At 71.1% G+C, this 16779-nt stretch carries 14 protein-coding genes and 2 pseudogenes; 14 read left to right on the plus strand and 2 right to left on the minus strand.

Annotated features, from left to right (window positions below; genetic code table 11):
* The first annotated feature begins 6 nt into the window (after positions 1 to 6).
* From murG to ACZ4XX_RS18745, 8 genes and pseudogenes are all read left to right on the plus strand, one after another.
* The gene (gene murG / locus ACZ4XX_RS18710) at positions 7 to 1101 is read left to right on the plus strand and encodes an undecaprenyldiphospho-muramoylpentapeptide beta-N-acetylglucosaminyltransferase (RefSeq protein ID WP_030314515.1); all 1095 of its coding nucleotides are present in this window, start codon (positions 7 to 9) and stop codon (positions 1099 to 1101) included.
* A 28-nt stretch (positions 1102 to 1129) separates the two neighbouring features.
* Positions 1130 to 1945 (plus strand): cell division protein FtsQ/DivIB, encoded by an 816-nt coding sequence (locus ACZ4XX_RS18715; RefSeq protein ID WP_468508957.1) that lies wholly within the window; start codon positions 1130 to 1132, stop codon positions 1943 to 1945.
* A gap of 277 nt (positions 1946 to 2222) precedes the next feature.
* Positions 2223 to 3437 (plus strand): cell division protein FtsZ, encoded by a 1215-nt coding sequence (gene ftsZ / locus ACZ4XX_RS18720; protein WP_468508958.1) that lies wholly within the window; start codon positions 2223 to 2225, stop codon positions 3435 to 3437.
* Positions 3434 to 4162: a peptidoglycan editing factor PgeF gene (gene pgeF, locus ACZ4XX_RS18725; RefSeq protein ID WP_468508959.1), complete on the plus strand. Its 729-nt coding sequence runs from the start codon at positions 3434 to 3436 to the stop codon at positions 4160 to 4162. Before ftsZ ends, pgeF begins: the two co-directional genes overlap by 4 nt.
* Positions 4163 to 4170: 8 nt before the next feature.
* Positions 4171 to 4890, plus strand: coding sequence for a YggS family pyridoxal phosphate-dependent enzyme (locus ACZ4XX_RS18730; RefSeq protein WP_468508960.1), 720 nt, complete (start codon positions 4171 to 4173; stop codon positions 4888 to 4890).
* A gap of 139 nt (positions 4891 to 5029) precedes the next feature.
* Positions 5030 to 5653 (plus strand): cell division protein SepF, encoded by a 624-nt coding sequence (locus tag ACZ4XX_RS18735; RefSeq protein WP_030314526.1) that lies wholly within the window; start codon positions 5030 to 5032, stop codon positions 5651 to 5653.
* Positions 5654 to 5734: 81 nt separating this feature from the next.
* Positions 5735 to 6025 (plus strand): YggT family protein, encoded by a 291-nt coding sequence (locus ACZ4XX_RS18740; protein ID WP_467119406.1) that lies wholly within the window; start codon positions 5735 to 5737, stop codon positions 6023 to 6025.
* 55 nt (positions 6026 to 6080) lie between these two features.
* A pseudogene (locus ACZ4XX_RS18745) lies at positions 6081 to 6212 on the plus strand (DivIVA domain-containing protein); the annotation flags it as partial.
* Between the two features lie 267 nt (positions 6213 to 6479).
* On the opposite strand, the pseudogene ACZ4XX_RS18750 reads toward ACZ4XX_RS18745, so the two are convergent.
* Both ACZ4XX_RS18750 and ileS read right to left on the minus strand, forming a co-directional pair.
* Positions 6480 to 6788: pseudogene (locus ACZ4XX_RS18750) on the minus strand (hypothetical protein); the annotation flags it as partial.
* Positions 6789 to 7515: 727 nt separating this feature from the next.
* Complete coding sequence (ileS, locus tag ACZ4XX_RS18755; RefSeq protein WP_468508961.1) at positions 7516 to 10659, minus strand: isoleucine--tRNA ligase; 3144 nt, start codon at positions 10657 to 10659, stop codon at positions 7516 to 7518.
* 542 nt (positions 10660 to 11201) lie between these two features.
* Between ileS and ACZ4XX_RS18760 the strand changes: the two genes are divergently transcribed.
* The 6 genes from ACZ4XX_RS18760 (at position 11202) to ACZ4XX_RS18785 (ending at position 16653) form a co-directional block, all read left to right on the plus strand.
* Positions 11202 to 11990 (plus strand): TraR/DksA family transcriptional regulator, encoded by a 789-nt coding sequence (locus ACZ4XX_RS18760; RefSeq protein WP_468508962.1) that lies wholly within the window; start codon positions 11202 to 11204, stop codon positions 11988 to 11990.
* A 145-nt stretch (positions 11991 to 12135) separates the two neighbouring features.
* Positions 12136 to 12759 carry a signal peptidase II gene (gene lspA / locus ACZ4XX_RS18765; protein ID WP_468508963.1) on the plus strand — a complete coding sequence of 208 codons (624 nt, stop codon included), beginning with the start codon at positions 12136 to 12138 and terminating at the stop codon, positions 12757 to 12759.
* Between the two features lie 51 nt (positions 12760 to 12810).
* The gene (locus tag ACZ4XX_RS18770; RefSeq protein WP_468508964.1) at positions 12811 to 13752 is read left to right on the plus strand and encodes an RluA family pseudouridine synthase; all 942 of its coding nucleotides are present in this window, start codon (positions 12811 to 12813) and stop codon (positions 13750 to 13752) included.
* Positions 13749 to 14216, plus strand: coding sequence for a GNAT family N-acetyltransferase (locus ACZ4XX_RS18775; protein ID WP_468508965.1), 468 nt, complete (start codon positions 13749 to 13751; stop codon positions 14214 to 14216). The genes ACZ4XX_RS18770 and ACZ4XX_RS18775 overlap by 4 nt, the downstream gene beginning before the upstream one ends.
* A 110-nt stretch (positions 14217 to 14326) precedes the next feature.
* Positions 14327 to 15913, plus strand: coding sequence for a Na+/H+ antiporter (locus ACZ4XX_RS18780; RefSeq protein ID WP_468508966.1), 1587 nt, complete (start codon positions 14327 to 14329; stop codon positions 15911 to 15913).
* A gap of 170 nt (positions 15914 to 16083) precedes the next feature.
* Positions 16084 to 16653, plus strand: a complete 570-nt coding sequence (locus ACZ4XX_RS18785; RefSeq protein ID WP_468508967.1) for a dienelactone hydrolase family protein — start codon at positions 16084 to 16086, stop codon at positions 16651 to 16653.
* The last annotated feature ends 126 nt before the right edge of the window (positions 16654 to 16779 follow it).

The raw sequence follows: 16779 nt of genomic DNA on the forward strand, positions 1-16779 counted from the left end.
ATTTCGGTGCATGTCGTACTCGCCGGCGGGGGGACCGCCGGCCACATCGAGCCCGCGCTGGCCCTCGCGGACGCCCTGCGCAGGCAGGACCCCAGCGTGGGGATCACGGCGCTCGGCACGGAGAAGGGTCTGGAGACCCGTCTCGTGCCCGAGCGGGGCTACGAGTTGGCCCTCATCCCGGCCGTACCGCTGCCCCGCAAGCCCACCCCCGAGCTGATCACCGTTCCCGGGCGGCTGCGCGGCACCATCAAGGCGGCCGAGCAGATCCTGGAGCGCACCAAGGCGGACTGCGTGGTGGGCTTCGGCGGCTACGTGGCGCTGCCCGGCTATCTGGCGGCCAAGCGCCTCGGGGTGCCGATCGTGGTCCACGAGGCCAACGCCCGGCCCGGCCTGGCCAACAAGATCGGTTCGCGGTACGCGGCCGGGGTGGCCGTCGCGACCCCGGACAGCAAGCTCCGCAACGCCCGCTACATCGGCATTCCGCTGCGGCACACCATCGCGACCCTCGACCGGGCCAGGGTCCGCCCCGAGGCGCGCGCCGCGTTCGGTCTCGACCCGAACCTGCCGACGCTCCTCGTCTCCGGCGGCTCCCAGGGCGCCCGGCGGCTCAACGAGGTGATCCAGCAGATCGCCCCGGTGCTCCAGCGCTCCGGCATCCAGATCCTGCACGCGGTCGGCCCGAAGAACGAAATGCCGCGCGTCGACAACATGCCCGGAATGCCGCCCTACGTGCCGGTACCGTACGTGGACCGGATGGATCTCGCGTACGCCGCGGCCGACATGATGCTCTGCCGCGCGGGCGCCATGACCGTCGCCGAGCTCTCCGCCGTCGGGCTGCCCGCCGCGTACGTACCGCTGCCGATCGGCAACGGCGAACAGCGGCTCAACGCCCAGCCGGTGGTCAAGGCCGGCGGTGGGCTCCTCGTCGACGACGCGGAGCTGTCGCCGCAGTGGGTGCAGGGCAACGTCCTGCCCGTACTGGCCGATCCGCACCGGTTGTACGAGATGTCCCGCGCCGCCGCCGAGTTCGGCCGCCGGGACGCCGACGACCTCCTCGTCGGCATGGTGTACGAGGCGATCGCCGCGCGCCGCCAGGCGTAGCGCGGCGGCTGAGGGCAGGAGACGCCACGTGGCAGCCGGACCGACGACCGCGGAGAAGAGCGGCGCGAGCGAGTCGAAGAGGTCGTCGAAGGGCTCGTCGGACGGTCCGTCCCGCGCGGGCACCCGGAATCGTAGATTCCGGGTGCCCGGTCCCCGGGTGCTCCTCATCGCCGTGGCCGTCCTCCTGCTCGTGGTCGGCGGGATCTGGGCGTTCTACGGCTCGAACTGGTTCCGTGTGGAACGTGTGAAGACTTCCGGCACCTCGGTCCTGACCCCGCGTGAGGTCGAGGCCGTGGCCGCCGTCCTGATGGGCGCCCCGCTCGTCACCGTCGACACCGAGGCCATCGAGGTCCGGCTGCGGGAGGGGCTCCCGCGGATCGAGTCGGTGGACGTCGTGCGGTCCTGGCCGCACGGAATCGGGCTGAATGTGACGGAACGGAAGCCCGTTCTTCTGATGGAAAAGGGCGGAAAGTTCATCGAAGTGGACGCGACCGGAATGCGGTTCGCCACCGTCGACACCGCACCCCGCGGTGTCCCCCGGCTCGTCCTCGACAGTGCCTCCTCGCCGAGTCTGCGTCGTTTCGGCGCGGACAGGCTGCTCCGGGAGGCGGTGCGCGTCCGGGGTGAACTCCCGGCGGAAATCGCCCGGAACACTCGTGTCGTGCGCGTCACCTCGTACGACTCCGTCACTCTGGAGCTGACCAGGGGGCGCACCGTCTTCTGGGGCAGTGGTGAACACGGTCCCGTCAAGGCCCGCGTTCTCACCGCGCTCCTGAAAGCAACTCCCAAAGCGGGGCACTTCGACGTAAGTGCCCCCACAGCGCCCGCCTCGTCCGGGAGTTGACGGGAATCACCCCTGGCCAGCCCCCTGGTTGGCCAGCGCTACGGGTGATCACATAGGGTGAAAAGAAAAACGGGAGGTTCGGCGTGTTCGTTGAACGTGCGCCACTTGTCGACTTAGTGTCCTGTTCGGAAGAGTCCAGCGAACAGAGACACTGGTAACCCTAAACTTCAACGTTAGGGTTCGGGTCGGCGTTTCGGACCGTCCCAATCGGCATCCGTCGGAGCCGCGCGACAACCGCGCAGCGACGACACGTAACTCGAGGCGAGAGGCCTTCGACGTGGCAGCACCGCAGAACTACCTCGCAGTCATCAAGGTCATCGGTGTCGGCGGCGGTGGTGTCAATGCCATCAACCGAATGATCGAGGTCGGTCTCAAGGGCGTCGAGTTCATCGCCATCAACACCGACGCGCAAGCGCTGTTGATGAGCGACGCCGACGTCAAGCTCGACGTCGGCCGTGAACTCACCCGCGGCCTCGGCGCCGGGGCGAACCCGGCCGTCGGTCGCAAGGCGGCAGAGGACCACCGTGAGGAGATCGAGGAGGTCCTCAAGGGGGCCGACATGGTCTTCGTCACCGCCGGAGAGGGCGGCGGCACCGGCACCGGCGGCGCACCCGTCGTCGCCAACATCGCGCGCTCGCTCGGCGCCCTCACGATCGGTGTGGTCACCAGGCCGTTCACCTTCGAGGGCCGCCGTCGCGCCAACCAGGCGGAGGACGGCATCGCCGAGCTCCGCGAAGAGGTCGACACCCTCATCGTCATCCCCAACGACCGGCTCCTGTCGATCTCGGACCGTCAGGTCTCCGTGCTCGACGCCTTCAAGTCGGCCGACCAGGTGCTGCTGAGCGGTGTGCAGGGCATCACCGACCTCATCACCACCCCGGGTCTGATCAACCTCGACTTCGCCGACGTCAAGTCGGTCATGTCCGAGGCCGGTTCGGCCCTGATGGGCATCGGCTCCGCCCGCGGCGACGACCGCGCGGTGGCGGCGGCGGAGATGGCGATCTCCTCGCCGCTCCTCGAGGCCTCCATCGACGGCGCCCGTGGTGTGCTGCTCTCCATCTCCGGCGGCAGCGACCTCGGTCTCTTCGAGATCAACGAGGCCGCGCAGCTGGTCAGCGAGGCCGCCCACCCGGAGGCCAACATCATCTTCGGCGCCGTCATCGACGACGCCCTCGGCGACGAGGTCCGGGTCACCGTCATCGCCGCCGGCTTCGACGGCGGCCAGCCGCCGGCCCGCCGGGACAACATCATCGGCTCGGTCTCCGCCAAGCGCGAGGAGCCGGCCCCGGCGCCCCGCCACGTCGAGACCTCCCGCCCGCTGGGCGGCCTCGGCACGGTCGCCCCGCGCGAGGAGCCGGTCCAGGTTCAGGCCGAGCCGGCGCCGGCGGTCAACGAGACCCCGCTGTCGCCCGCTCCCCCGGTCGTCCCGCCGGCCCGTCCGTACGCGGACAGCCAGGCCGAAGAGCTGGACGTCCCGGACTTCCTGAAGTGATAGGACAGCGCTTCGACGCGAACGGCGCGCACTTCGCCTTCACCGACAGGTGGGGCGGAGTGAGCGCCGTTCCGTACGAGGAGCTGAACCTCGGCGGCGCCGTGGGGGACACCTCCGAGGCGGTACGGACCAACCGGGCGCTCGCGGCCGGCGCCCTCGGGCTCGACCCCGCGTCCGTGGTCTGGATGAACCAGGTGCACGGCGCGGACGTCGCCGAGGTCGGGGGGCCGTGGGGCACCGACGGGATCCCGTCGGTGGACGGCCTCGTCACCTCCCGGACCGGACTCGCCCTCGCCGTCCTCACCGCCGACTGCGTCCCCGTCCTCCTCGCCGATCCGGTCGCCGGGGTCGCGGCCGCCGCCCACGCCGGGCGGCCCGGGATGGTGGCGGGTGTGGTTCCCGCCGCGGTCTCGGCCATGATCGATCTCGGCGCCGACCCCGCCCGTATCGTCGCCCGCACCGGCCCCGCCGTCTGCGGGCGTTGCTACGAGGTGCCGGAGGCCATGCGGGCCGAGGTCGCCGAGGCCGAGCCCGCCGCCTGGGCCGAGACGAGCTGGGGCACCCCGGCCGTCGACGTCACCGCCGGAGTCCTCGCCCAGCTCGAACGGCTCGGCGTCACGGACCGGCAGGCCAGTACGGTCTGCACCCGGGAATCCGGTGACCACTACTCGTACCGCCGCGATCGCACCACGGGGCGACTCGCGGGATATGTCTGGTTGGACTGAGAAGAGACATGACGGACCGCACGTCGGAACTCGCCGAGAACCTGGCCCGGGTGGAGGCGCGCATCGCCGCCGCCTGCGCCGCCGCCGGGCGCCCGCGGGAAGAGGTGACGCTCGTCGTGGTCACCAAGACCTATCCCGCGAGCGACGTCAGAATCCTCCACGGGCTCGGTGTACGGCACGTCGCCGAGAACCGGGACCAGGACGCGGCCCCGAAGGCGGCCGCCTGTGCCGACCTTGATCTGACCTGGCACTTCGTGGGCCAGTTGCAGACCAACAAGGTCAGATCCGTGGTGGGTTATGCCGATGTGGTGCAGTCTGTCGACCGCTTGAAGCTCGTTTCCTCGCTCTCCGCGGCCGCGGAGAAGGAGGGCCGCGAGCTCGGCTGTCTCCTCCAGGTCGCGCTCGACGCCGAGTCCGGCGAACGGGGCGACCGCGGCGGGGTCGCGCCCGACGGGATCGAGGAGTTGGCCGCCGCGGTGGCCGCCGCCCCCGGACTGCGGCTCGGCGGGCTGATGACCGTCGCGCCGCTCTCCGGTCCGTACGCGGGACGGCAACGCGCCGCCTTCGACCGCCTGATGGATTTGTCGACTGCCCTGCGCGCGACCCGTCCGGCTGCGAACATGGTGTCAGCAGGGATGAGTGCGGACCTCGAGGAGGCCGTCGCGGCCGGGGCGACACATGTACGCGTCGGTACGGCGGTACTCGGAGTCCGGCCGAAGCTCGGGTAACGTCGCGAAGCAAGTCGGACCACAGCAGAAAATATGGTCATTCCGCAGAACGGCGGGACGACCCGTGGATCGCGGGCACTTGGTGACGCTGCGACATCGGCCGGTATGGCGATCCACCACAGAGCGGAGGACTCAGAGAATGGCCGGCGCGATGCGCAAGATGGCGGTCTACCTCGGCCTCGTGGAGGACGATGGGTACGACGGCCGGGGCTTCGACCCCGACGACGACTTCGAACCCGAGCTGGAGCCGGAGCCCGAGCGCGACCGGCGCCACATCGCCCCTCCGCGGCAGGTCGAGCGTGAGGAACCGGTACGAGTGGTGCAGCCTCCGGCACCCCGTGAGCCGATGTCCCATTCTGTCCCTGTACTCGCCGAAAGTGGACGTCCGGCCCGAATTGCCCCCGTGGCATCCATCACACCCGAACGTCCCAGCATGGAGAAGAACGCACCCGTGATCATGCCCAAGGTCGTGTCCGAGCGGGAGCCCTACCGCATCACCACGCTGCACCCCCGGACCTACAACGAGGCCCGTACCATCGGGGAACACTTCCGTGAGGGCACCCCGGTGATCATGAACCTCACGGAGATGGACGACACGGATGCGAAGCGACTTGTCGACTTTGCCGCCGGACTCGTCTTCGGGCTCCATGGCAGCATTGAGCGCGTGACGCAGAAGGTGTTCCTGTTGTCGCCTGCTAACGTCGATGTCACGGCGGAGGACAAGGCCCGGATCGCAGAGGGCGGATTCTTCAACCAGAGCTGAGAACACAAGAACCGGACGGACCGGTCGCGAAGCGGCCGGAACAAGTGAGAGCACGTAAGTCAGGGGAGAGGGAAACGCGGGATGGGCGTCGCACTACAGGTGGTCTACATCGTGCTGATGTGCTTCCTCGTCCTCCTGATCGTCCGACTTGTCATGGACTACGTCTTCCAGTTCGCCCGTTCATGGCAACCCGGTAAGGCGATGGTGGTCGTCCTTGAGGCCACCTACACTGTCACCGATCCACCGCTCAAGCTTCTGCGGCGACTCATCCCGCCGCTGCGTCTCGGGGGCGTGGCACTCGACCTGTCCTTCTTCGTTCTGATGATCATTGTCTACATCCTGATCTCCATCGTGAGCGGCTTCGCGAGGTGAATGTGGACGATACGGTCTTGCCGACTGCCGACGACTACGTAGAGGTGAAGAAGAGATGCCGCTGACCCCCGAGGACGTGCGGAACAAGCAGTTCACGACCGTCCGCCTCCGAGAAGGCTATGACGAGGACGAGGTCGATGCCTTCCTCGACGAGGTCGAGGGCGAGCTGACCCGCCTGCTCCGCGAGAACGAGGACCTGCGCGCCAAGCTGGCCGCCGCGACGCGTGCCGCCGCGCAGAACCAGCAGCAGCAGGGGATGCGCAAGCCCCCGGAGCAGCAGGATCGTCCCGTCGGTCCCGGCGCGCCCGTGCCCGCCGCCATATCCGGACCGCCGGTCCAGCAGCAGCCGCCGCAGATGGGCCCGCCGCAGCTTCCGTCCGGTGCCCCGCAGCTTCCCGCCGGCCCGATGCAGGGTGGCCCCATGCAGGGTGGCCCGATGCAGGGCGGTCCCATGCAGGGTGGCCCGATGCAGGGTGGCCCCATGCAGGGCGGTCCCATGCAGGGCGGCCCCATGGGTCACCCGCAGCAGCAGCAGATGCAGCAGCAGATGCCGCCGCAGATGCAGCAGCCCCAGCAGGGCCCCGGTGGCGACAGCGCCGCGCGTGTCCTCTCGCTGGCCCAGCAGACCGCCGACCAGGCGATCGCCGAGGCCCGCTCCGAGGCCAACAAGATCGTCGGCGAGGCGCGCTCGCGCGCCGAGGGCCTGGAGCGGGACGCCCGCGCCAAGGCGGACGCTCTTGAGCGGGACGCGCAGGAGAAGCACCGCGTCGCGATGGGCTCCCTGGAGTCCGCCCGCGCCACGCTGGAGCGCAAGGTCGAGGACCTGCGCGGCTTCGAGCGCGAGTACCGCACGCGTCTGAAGTCGTACCTGGAGTCGCAGCTGCGTCAGCTGGAGACCCAGGCCGACGACTCGCTCGCCCCGCCGCGCACCCCGGCCACGGCCTCGCTGCCGCCGGCCCCGTCGATGGCCTCGGCCGGCGCCGGTGCGCCGTCCTACGGCGGCAACGGTGCGATGGGTGGTGGACCGTCCATGGGCGGCGCCCCGTCCTACGGCGGCCAGCAGCAGATGTCCCCGGCGATGACCCAGCCGATGGCTCCGGTCCGTCCGCAGGCTCCGCAGCCGATGCAGCAGGCGCCGGCGCCGATGCGTGGCTTCCTGATCGACGAGGACGACAACTGACGGCGCGTGGTCGCGCGATGAGCGCGTAGCCGTCGGCAGGCTGAAGGGCCGGGCCCCGGGAAACCGGGCCCCGGCCCTTTGTCGTGCCCGGTCCTGCGGGGGAGGGCCCGCGACGGGGTGGGCGGGGGCCGGGTGGGTTCCGGCTCAGCGGAACCCGTTGCCCGTGACGGGGTAGGTGTCGTCCCGGACTGGCGCACCCAGCGGGGGTGCGTGCCGCCCGGCCGGGCGCGCGGTGTGGCAGGCGGCGAAACGGCCGTGGGGATGGCAAAGGGCCCGGCACCGGAGTGGTGCCGGGCCCTTCGCGTGCAGGTCAGGCCTTGCGGAGGCGGAACGTCAGGCCGAGGGACTCGTCCGTGAACGGGTCGCCGTACGTGGCGTCCGCCTCGCCCTGGGCGTGGTCCGTGGCCAGGACCTCGTCCGCGATCAGGGCCGCGTGGGCCGTCAGGGCCTCCGCCGTCTCCGGCGAGTCCGTCAGCCAGCGCAGGGCGATCCGGTCGGCCACGTCCAGACCGCTGTTCTTGCGGGCCTCCTGGATCAGGCGGATCGCGTCACGCGCCAGGCCCGCCTTGCGGAGCTCCGGGGTGATCTCCAGGTCGAGGGCGACCGTGGCGCCCGCGTCCGAGGCCACCGACCAGCCCTCGCGGGGGGTCTCCGTGATGATGACCTCCTCGGGGGTGACGGTGATGTCCTCGCCGTTCACCGACAGGGTCGCCTCGCCGGAGCGGAGGGCCAGGGACAGCGCCGCCGCGTCCGCCGCCGCCACCGCCTTCGCCACGTCCTGGACGCCCTTGCCGAAGCGCTTGCCCAGGGCACGGAAGTTCGCCTTGGCGGTGGTGTCCACCAGCGAGCCGCCCACGTCCGAGAGGGAGGCGAGGGAGCTGACGTTCAGCTCCTCCGTGATCTGGGCCTGGAGGTCCGCGGAGAGGGCCGCGAAGCCCGTCGCCGCGACCAGGGCCCGGGAGAGCGGCTGGCGGGTCTTCACGCCCGACTCGGCGCGCGTCGCCCGGCCCAGCTCCACCAGACGCCGGACGAGCAGCATCTGCTCCGAGAGCGTCTTGTCGATCGCCGTCGTGTCCGCCTCCGGCCACGTCGCCAGGTGGACCGACTCGGGGGCGCCCGGCGTCACCGGCACCACCAGGTCCTGCCAGACCCGCTCCGCGATGAACGGGGTCAGCGGGGCCATCAGCCGCGTGACCGTCTCCACCACGTCGTGGAGGGTGCGGAGGGCCGCCTTGTCGCCCTGCCAGAAGCGGCGGCGCGAGCGGCGCACGTACCAGTTCGACAGGTCGTCGACGAAGGCCGAGATCAGCTTGCCGGTGCGCTGGGTGTCGTACGACTCCATCGCCTCGGTCGCCTCGGCGACCAGCGTGTTCAGTTCGGAGAGGAGCCACTTGTCGAGGACCGTGCGGTCGGCCGGCGCCGGGTCCGCGGCGGAGGGGGCCCAGCCGGACGTACGGGCGTACAGCGCCTGGAAGGCCACCGTGTTCCAGTACGTCAGGAGGGTCTTGCGGACGACCTCCTGGATGGTGCCGTGGCCCACCCGGCGCGCCGCCCACGGCGAGCCGCCGGCCGCCATGAACCAGCGGACCGCGTCCGCGCCGTGCTGGTCCATCAGCGGGATCGGCTGGAGGGTGTTCCCCAGGTGCTTGGACATCTTGCGGCCGTCCTCGGCGAGGATGTGGCCCAGGCAGACCACGTTCTCGTAGGACGACTTGTCGAAGACCAGCGTGCCGACGGCCATCAGCGTGTAGAACCAGCCTCGCGTCTGGTCGATGGCCTCGGAGATGAACTGCGCGGGGTACCGGGACTCGAAGAGTTCCTTGTTCTCGTGCGGGTAGCCGTACTGCGCGAACGGCATCGAGCCCGAGTCGTACCAGGCGTCGATGACCTCGGGGACGCGGACGGCCTCGAGGGAGCAGCCCTCGGTGGGGCAGCCGAACGTCACCGCGTCGATGTACGGGCGGTGCGGGTCGAGCTGCGACTGGTCGGTGCCGGTCAGCTCGGTCAGCTCGGCGCGCGAGCCCACACAGGTCAGGTGGTCGTCCTCGCAGCGCCAGATCGGCAGCGGGGTGCCCCAGTAGCGGTTCCGGGAGAGGGCCCAGTCGACGTTGTTGGTCAGCCAGTCGCCGAAGCGGCCGTGCTTGACCGAGTCCGGGAACCAGTTCGTCCGCTCGTTCTCCGCGAGCATGCGGTCCTTGACCGCGGTCGTGCGGATGTACCAGGACGGCTGCGCGTAGTACAGCAGCGCCGTGTGGCAGCGCCAGCAGTGCGGGTAGCTGTGCTCGTACGCGATGTGCTTGAAGAGCAGCCCGCGGGCGTCCAGGTCGGCGGTGAGCGCCTCGTCGGCCTTCTTGAAGAAGACGCCGCCGACCAGCGGCACGTCCTCCTCGAAGGTGCCGTCGGGGCGGACCGGGTTCACGACCGGCAGGCCGTACGCCTTGCAGACCTTGAGGTCGTCCTCACCGAAGGCGGGGGACTGGTGGACCAGACCCGTACCGTCCTCGGTCGTCACGTACTCGGCGTTCACGACGTAGTGCGCCGGCTCGGGGAACTCGACGAGCTCGAAGGGGCGCCGGTAGGTCCAGCGCTCCATCTCGGCGCCCGTGAAGGACTCGCCGGTGGTGACCCAGCCCTCGCCGAGGGCCTTCTCGAGCAGCGGCTGGGCGACGACGACCCGCTCGTCGCCGTCGGTGGCGACGACGTAGGTGACCTCGGGGTGGGCGGCGACCGCCGTGTTGGACACCAGGGTCCACGGGGTCGTCGTCCAGACGAGGAGCGCCGCCTTGCCGGCCAGCGGGCCGGAGGTCAGCGGGAAGCGGACGTAGACCGAGGGGTCGACGACCGTCTCGTAGCCCTGGGCCAGCTCGTGGTCCGAGAGGCCGGTGCCGCAGCGCGGGCACCAGGGGGCGACCCGGTGGTCCTGGACGAGCAGGTCCTTGTCGAAGATCTGCTTCAGCGACCACCAGACCGACTCGATGTACGAGGGGTCCATCGTCCGGTACGCGTCGTCCAGGTCGACCCAGTAGCCCATGCGGGTCGTGAGCTCGGCGAACGCGTCGGTGTGCCGGGTGACGGACTCGCGGCACTTGTCGTTGAACGCGGCGATGCCGTAGTCCTCGATGTCCTTCTTGCCGGAGAAGCCGAGCTCCTTCTCGACGGCGAGCTCCACCGGGAGGCCGTGGCAGTCCCAGCCGGCCTTGCGGGCCACGTGGTAGCCGCGCATGGTCCGGAAGCGGGGGAAGACGTCCTTGAAGACGCGGGCCTCGATGTGGTGCGCGCCCGGCATGCCGTTGGCGGTCGGCGGGCCCTCGTAGAACACCCACTCGGGGCGTCCCTCGGACTGTTCGAGGGTCTTGGAGAAGACCTTGTTCTCGTGCCAGAAGTCGAGCACGGCGTGCTCCATCGCGGGCAGGTCTACCTGCGCGGGCACCTGGCGGTACTGCGGCGGTGTCATCGAGTTCCTCCGGCGGACTGTCGTCGTTCCGTCCGGAGGGACGAGAGCGCTGCTCCCGCGGTACCACCCTCCTTGGCCCGGGGCACGCACGCCCTGAGCCCCCTCATTGGGGTCGCGACGCCGGGTCTAGTCACCGCGGTCTCCCACGGCTTTCTTCCGACGGCTCCGGGGTGATGCTTCACATCGGGCTCGCCCCCGGGCTCTCACCGTCCCCGGGTCGCTCATGGCTGCGTACGACGCTACTCGTCCCCATCCAAGCCTTTCGCCAGGACCAGTGTACGGGGCCCGGGGTGGGGTGGCAGACCGGTTTTCCCGTGACCCGAATGGCCATACGCGGCGGTTCGGAGTTGGTGTGCGGCCATGTGGGGGAGGGGCGGGACGGATTACCCGGCGGGGAGCTGGGCACAACGGAGGCAGGCCTGCCCCGAGGGGTGCGGGGGCGGGTGGGAACGGCGGCGTGCCCCGTTGCCGCGGGCCTTGGGCCGATTTATCGTCCCAGCACGATTCGCGAGCAAGATCACAAAATGTGAAGGGGCCGCGACATGGTGGCGAAGAAGACCGCCGCGAAGGAGCCCTCGGCCGCCGGTTCCACCGGTTCGGCGGAGGGCGCGAAGGACGTGGCCGGGAAGAAGACGACGGTCGCCGAGCCGCCGACGGTCGCGAAGAGCACCCCCACGAGGAAGACCACCGCGAAGAGGACCGCCGTGAAGAAGACCGCCGTGAAGAAGAGCGCGGAGGAGGCGGTCGCCGAGGAGACGGTCGCCCCGGAGGCCGCCGCCAGGAAGACGCCCGCCAAGAAGGCCGCGGCGAAGAAGGCGGCCGCCAAGGCGCCCGCCGCGAAGAAGCAGACAGGAGCCAGGACGGTGGCAGCGAAGAAGACCGCGGGTGGCGTCACGACCGCCGGGGACGAGGCCGCCGTGCCTCCCGCCCGGACAGGCGAGCTCGCGGTACGTCCCGGGGAGGACCCCTGGACCCCGGCCGAGGTCACCGAGGCCCGCGACGAGCTCCAGTCCGAGGTGCTGCGGCTGCGCAGCGAGCTCGCGCACTCCCAGGAGGAGCTCACCGGCCTCATGCGGGACTCGGGCGACGGCGCCGGGGACGACCAGGCGGACACCGGCACCAAGAACATCACCCGCGAGCACGAGCTCGCCCTGGCCGCCAACGCCCGGGAGATGCTGGAACAGACCGAGCACGCCCTGGAACGGCTCGACGCGGGCACGTACGGCCTCTGCGAGGTGTGCGGGAAGCCGATCGGCAAGGCGCGGATGCAGGCCTTCCCCCGGGCCACACTCTGCGTCGAGGACAAGCAGCGGCAGGAGCGGCGCGGCTGACGGCCGGGGCGGCGCGGGCCGCGGCGTGGCGCGGCGTGGGTGACGAACGTGCGCCGCGCGGCCGGTGATCTCGGCTGCCGGTCTCGTACGCCTGTGCCGTACCCTCGGTGCACGGTCAGGCATCGAGGTCGAGGGACTCACTCACGTGGCAGAGGCGGAGCGCATCATCGGTACGCCGGATTCAGCAGGGGCCGAGGAGCCGGCCGCCTCCGACGAGACGGTGGCCGCCGACGGTACGGCCATGCCCGACGACAGGTCGGCCGCTCCCGTGGAGCGGCCGAAGGGCAGGCGCAGGATCCTCGCCCTGTTCGTCGTGGCCGTCCTCGCCTACCTGCTCGACCTGGGCAGCAAGATGCTCGTGGTCGCCAAGCTGGAGGGCCGTGAGCCGATCCGGGTGATCGGTGACTGGCTGCGCTTCGACGCCATCCGGAACCCGGGTGCCGCGTTCGGCATGGGCGAGGCCTTCACGATCATCTTCACCTGCATCGCGGCCGCCGTGATCATCGTGATCATCCGGCTGGCGCGGAAGCTCTACAGCCTGCCCTGGGCGATCGCGCTCGGCCTGCTGCTCGGCGGTGCGCTGGGCAACCTCACGGACCGGATCTTCCGCTCCCCGGGCGTCTTCGAGGGCGCCGTCGTCGACTTCATCGCCCCCGCGCACTTCGCCGTCTTCAACCTCGCCGACTCGGCGATCGTCTGCGGCGGCATCCTCATCGTGATCCTGTCGTTCCGGGGTCTGGACCCCGACGGCACCGTCCACAAGGACTGAGCCGATCCGGCCGCGAGACCCGAGCACCTCGGGGCAAGGCATACTCGACGAGTGAGTACGAGTCCCGAGATCCGCACGCTGCCCGTTCCCGATGGCCTGGAGGGCGAGCGCGTCGACGCCGCCATCGCCCGTATGTTCGGGTTCTCCCGTACGAAGGCGGCCGAGCTGGCCGCCGCAGGCAAGGTCCAGGTCGACGGCTCCGTCGTCGGCAAGTCCGAGCGGGTGAGCGGCGGCGCGTGGCTCGAGGTCGAGATGCCGGGCGCGGCCGCGCCCGTGCAGATCGTCGCCGAGCCCGTCGAGGGCATGGAGATCATCCACGACGACGACGACATCGTCGTGATCATGAAGCCGATCGGTGTGGCCGCGCACCCCAGCCCCGGCTGGACCGGCACCACGGTCATCGGCGGCCTCGCCGCAGCCGGGTACCGCATCTCCACCTCCGGTGCCGCCGAGCGCCAGGGCATCGTGCACCGCCTCGACGTCGGCACCTCCGGTCTGATGGTGGTCGCCAAGTCGGAGTACGCGTACACCTCGCTCAAGCGCCAGTTCAAGGAGCGCGTGGTCGACAAGCGCTACCACGCGCTGGTGCAGGGCCACCCCGACCCGATGAGCGGCACCATCGACGCCCCCATCGGCCGGCACCCCAACCACGACTACAAGTGGGCGGTCACCGCCGAGGGCAAGGCGTCCGTCACGCACTACGACCTCATCGAGGCGTACCGCTCGGCGTCGCTGCTCGACATCAAGCTGGAGACGGGCCGCACCCACCAGATCCGGGTGCACATGTCCGCCCACCGCCACCCCTGCGTCGGTGACCTGACGTACGGCGCCGACCCGACGATCGCCAAGCGCCTCGGTCTGACCCGGCAGTGGCTGCACGCCGTCCGGCTGGGCTTCGAGCACCCGGGCGACGGCTCGTGGGTCGAGTTCGCCAGCACGTACCCCGAGGACCTCCAGAAGGCCCTGGACCGGATCGCGGCGGAGAGCCAGTGAGCTCCCCGTACAGCGTCCGTGAGGCGCTCGGATCCGAGGACCGGGAGGCCTGCTTCGCGGTCCGCCGTGAGGTCTTCGTGGTGGAGCAGGGCGTTCCGCAGGAGCTGGAGTACGACACGTACGACGCCACCGCGGTGCACGTGCTCGCCGTGCGCGAGGACGGGCTGCCGCTGGGCACCGGCCGGCTGCTCTTCGGGGCGGACGCGGCCGGCAAGACCGGCGCCGACGCCTCGGTGGGCTCGCTCGGCCGGCTCGCGGTCTCCGAGGCCGCGCGCGGTCTCGGTGTCGGCGCGGCGCTCGTGCGGGGCATCGAGGACGCGGCGCGCGAACGCGGTCTGACCGCCGTCGACCTGCACGCGCAGACCCACGCGCTCGGGTTCTACGAGCGGCTCGGCTACGAGGCGTACGGCCCCGAGTTCCCGGACGCGGACATGCCGCACCGGGCCATGCGGCGATCCCTGTAGGGCCCGCACGGCACCAGGAGTGCTCGACCGCCCCCTGTGACACCCGCCGCGAGCGGGCGTACGCAGGGGGCAGTCGCCGTTAAAACGGACATACGTGACAGGGTGTGGCCGTGGATCAATTGGCCCTGTTGTTCTTGCTGCTGCTCGGCGCGCTGCTCACGGTCCCCCTCGGTGAACGGCTCGGACTGCCCGCGCCCGTCCTGATGACCCTCGTCGGGATCGGACTGGCGGTCCTGCCCTTCGTACCGAACGTCGAGGTGCCGCCGGAGTTCATCCTTCCGCTGGTGCTGCCGCCGCTGCTCTACGCCTCCGTGCAGCGGACCTCCTGGCGTCAGTTCGCGGCCAACAGACGGCCGATCTTCCTGCTCGCGGTCGCCCTCGTGTTCGTCACCACGGCCGCCGTCGGGGCCGTGGCCGGCGCCCTCGTGCCCGGTCTTCCCCTGGCCGCCGCGATCGCGCTCGGTGCCCTGGTCGCCCCGCCCGACCCGGTCGCGGCGACCGCCGTCGCCGGCTCGCTCGGTCTTCCGCGGCGGCTGGTGTCGATCCTGGAGGGCGAGGGCCTCTTCAACGACGTCACCGCGATCGTGCTGTACCACGTGGCCATCGCCGCCGTGGTCAGCGGCTCCTTCTCGTGGCCCGACGCGCTCGGCGAGTTCGTCCTCTCCGCGGTGGTCGCCGTGGTCGTCGGCCTGGCGCTCGGCTGGCTCGCCAACAAGCTCATCGGGCTGCTCGGCGACGCCACTCTCCAGACCGGCCTCACCCTCCTCGTGCCCTTCGTGAGCTACGTCCTCGCCGAGGAGCTGCACGGCTCCGGCGTCCTCGCGGTCCTGGTCACCGCGCTCTTCCTCGCGGAGCACGCGGCCGACGCCGACGACGTGATGGGCCGGCTCGCCGGGCAGACCTTCTGGCAGATCGTCGACACCCTCGTCACCGGCATCGCCTTCGGCCTCATCGGCCTCGAACTCGTGCACGTGTTCGGGGTGGCCGAGGGGCGCGGCTGGGAGATGCTCGGCTGGGGCGCCACCGTCGTCGGGGTGGTCGTCGGCGTCCGGCTGCTGTGGCTGCTGCCGGCGACCTGGCTGGCGAAACGGCTGCACACCCGCCGGGACGTCGACGAGGAGATCCCGACCAGCTGGCGGGAGACCATCGTCATGTGGTGGGCGGGGATGCGCGGCGTGGCCTCGGTGGCGCTGGCGCTCGCCATCCCGCTGCGTACCGACGACGGCTCGCCCTTCCCCGGCCGCGACGAGATCGTCTTCATCGCCTTCTGTGTGATCATCGCCACGCTCGTCGTGCAGGGGCTCACGCTGCCCTGGCTGGTGAAGCGGCTCGGCGTCCGGGCCGACGCGGACGCCGAGCGGGTCCTGGAACGGGATCTCGCCATCAGGGCGGCGAAGGCGGCCCGGCGCAGGCTCAAGGAGATCGAGGAGGTCGAGGAGCTGCCCGAGGAGGTCCAGGAGCGGCTGCTGCGCGGGGCGTACGACATCGGGGCGCGGATCAGTCCGGACATGGTCGACGAGGAGCGGCGGGCGGCGTTCGTCGAGCGGACGAAGCGCTTCAAGGCGGTGCAGCGGATCCAGCGGGAGCTGATGTCGGCCGCCCGGCACGAGGTGCTCTCGGCCCGCAGCGAGCCGGGCGCCGACCCGGAGGTGGTGGACCGGGTGCTGCGGCAGCTGGACGTGCGCAGCATGCGGTGAGGGGCGGGCGGCGGCGGGGCGTCGAGGGGGGGGCGTCCGGGGCGTCCGACGGGTGGGGAGGCGGGTCCCCGGTTGGAGGGGGAGGCGGGTGCCCCGGCGGGCCGGGGGATCGCTGTCGCAGCGGTGCCGTGGGGCCGGAGTCCCGTGGGGCGGGTGGCAGGATGGGACGTATGGACATCATGCTCTTCCACTCGGCCTACGGGCTGACCCCTTCCGTCGAGGCCGCTGCCGAGCGGCTCCGTGCCGCCGGGTATCAGGTCTGGACCCCGGACCTCTACGGGGGCCGGACGGTCGGGACCGTGGAGGAGGGCGTGGAGCTCCGGGACGAGATCGGCAAGGACGAGCTGCTGAAGCGGGCGGTCCTCGCCGCCGCCCCGTACTCCGAGCGCGGCCTGGTCTACATGGGTCTCTCGCTCGGGGCCTCGATCGCACAGACCCTGGCGCTCGGCGACGAGAAGGCGCGCGGGCTGCTGCTCTTCCACGGCACCTCGGACCTCGCGGAGTCGGCCGTGGTGGACGAGCTGCCCGTGCAGCTGCACGTGGCCGATCCCGACCCGTTCGAGACGCACGACTGGCTGTCGTCCTGGTACCTGCAGATGCGCAAGGCCGGGGCGGACGTGGAGATCTACCGCTACCCGGGCGCGGGGCACGTGTACACGGACCCGGAGCTGCCCGACTGGGACGAGGAGTCGGCCGAGCGGACGTGGTCGGTGGCGCTGGCCTTCCTGGACAGCCTGTAGGACCGCGGTGAACGGGTGTGGGGGGGGGGGGGGGGGGGGGGGGGGGGGGGCGGGGGGGGAGGGGGGGGGGGGGGGGGGGGGGGGGGGGGGGGGGGTGTTGGGGGTGGCGTGGGGTCGGAGGAGGAG

The sequence above is a fragment of the Streptomyces sp. NPDC029956 genome (assembly GCF_055574655.1).

What these genes read in the sequence shown, in the direction of transcription:
- ACZ4XX_RS18730 (WP_468508960.1), top strand. Translation starts at nt 4,171, where the DNA reads ATGACGGACCGCACGTCGGAACTCGCCGAGAACCTGGCCCGGGTGGAG.
- ACZ4XX_RS18735 (WP_030314526.1), top strand. Translation starts at nt 5,030, where the DNA reads ATGGCCGGCGCGATGCGCAAGATGGCGGTCTACCTCGGCCTCGTGGAG.
- ACZ4XX_RS18740 (WP_467119406.1), top strand. Translation starts at nt 5,735, where the DNA reads ATGGGCGTCGCACTACAGGTGGTCTACATCGTGCTGATGTGCTTCCTC.
- ileS (WP_468508961.1), bottom strand. Translation starts at nt 10,659, where the DNA reads ATGACACCGCCGCAGTACCGCCAGGTGCCCGCGCAGGTAGACCTGCCC.
- ACZ4XX_RS18760 (WP_468508962.1), top strand. Translation starts at nt 11,202, where the DNA reads ATGGTGGCGAAGAAGACCGCCGCGAAGGAGCCCTCGGCCGCCGGTTCC.
- ACZ4XX_RS18785 (WP_468508967.1), top strand. Translation starts at nt 16,084, where the DNA reads ATGGACATCATGCTCTTCCACTCGGCCTACGGGCTGACCCCTTCCGTC.